The sequence below is a fragment of the Cognatilysobacter lacus genome (assembly GCF_008274655.1).
GTDB classification, from domain to species: domain Bacteria; phylum Pseudomonadota; class Gammaproteobacteria; order Xanthomonadales; family Xanthomonadaceae; genus Cognatilysobacter; species Cognatilysobacter lacus.
In genome coordinates this window covers 1-1,538 of sequence record NZ_VTRV01000264.1, presented here as the reverse complement: position 1 = coordinate 1,538, position 1,538 = coordinate 1, and the positions used below count along the sequence as shown (strand labels likewise).

The 1,538-nt window shown below is 71.3% G+C and carries 1 protein-coding gene; it reads right to left on the bottom strand.

The genetic code is table 11. From position 1 onward, the window contains the following. Positions 1–1,538 (bottom strand): HAD-IC family P-type ATPase (locus FW784_RS13960; RefSeq protein WP_149353927.1); only part of this gene is annotated, 1,538 nt, incomplete at both ends.

Here is a 1,538-nt window from a genome sequence, read left to right as displayed (position 1 = left end):
TTCGACCAGGCCAGCAGTTCCGCCTCGGACGCCGCGGCGATCTCCTGGCCGGTGCGGATCTGCCCGTCACCGCCGAGCCCCGCGGCCTGCGCGATGGCGCGCGCTGTCTCCGGGTGGTCGCCGGTAACCAGCACCACGCGGATTCCGGCGGCGCGCGCGCGTCGTATCGCATCGGGCACATCGGCGCGCAGCGGGTCGGCGATGGCCAGCAGGCCGCACCAATCCAACCCTGCGGTCTCCAGCGTCTCCGGTGGCCCCGCGGCCGGGTCGATGAGTGCGTGCGCGACGCCCAGCACGCGAAAACCACGACCGGCGAGCGCTGCAACGCTGCGATCGAGCACGGCGCGGCGGTCGTCGTCCAGCCCGCACAGCATTGCAAGCGTTTCGGGCGCGCCCTTGCAGGACACCTGCAGTCCCGCCGTCGTCGCGATCGCCGAAGCCGTCGCGTGGAGGGCGGCGGAGAACGGGTAATACCGCAGCGGTGCGAGCCGCACATGGCGTTCGCCGGCAGCGTCGAGCACGGCGGTGTCCATCGGATCGACCGCATCGGACGGACATGCGTGCGCGGCCACGGCGAGTAGCGACTCGCGGGCTGCGCCGGCAGCCACGGCGTGGTGGAAACCGGCGTCGGGCACCAGCACCTGCTGCACGCGCATGCGGTTCTCGGTGAGGGTGCCGGTCTTGTCGGTGCAGAGCACGGTCATGCAGCCGAGCGTCTCGATCGCGTCGGGTCGCTGCACGAGCGCATTCACGCGTGCAAGCCGCCACGCCCCGAGCGTGAACAGCAGGCCGAAGACGACCGGGAATTCGCCGGGCACGGTGGCCATGGCGAAGGTAAGTGCGGCGAGCGTGGCCTCGCGCCATGCGGTGCCACGGACGAGTTCAAGCACCGTGAGCAGCACCGCAGCGGACAGGCTCAGCACCGCGAACACGCGCACCAGTCGGCGCACCTGGCGCCGCAACGGACTTTCCGCACGCGAGACGGTCGCAAGCGAATGCCCGATGCGTCCCAGCTCGGTGCGCGGCCCCGTGGCGATGACCTGCGCGATGCAACGCCCCTGCACTGCGAACGTGCCGGCTCGAAGAAGGTCACCGGTCGCCTTCGCGACGGGTGCCGATTCACCGGTGAGCAGCGATTCGTCGACCTCCATCGCCGAGCCTTCGAGTACCTGCGCGTCCGCCGCGATGCGATCGCCATCCCCGATCATCAGCAGGTCATCGACCACGACCTCCGCGGCGGGAATCATCACTGCCCGACCTTCGCGAACCACCCGCGCGCGCGGCGCCGTCAGGTCCCGCAGGGCGCCGAGAGCACGCGCCGAGCGCACGTTCTGATGGATGTTCAGCGCGATCACGAAGGCGACCGAAAGGGCCATTGCCGCGGCGTCCCGCCACTCGCCGACGATCGCGTACAGGGCCGCGACCGCTGCCAGCAAGAGCAGCATCGGTTCGCTCGACGCTGCCAGCACCGCGTGCCCCATGCCGCGGCCGGGATCGGCCTCGAGCTGGTTGGGGCCGTCGCGTGCCAGGCGCGCGCG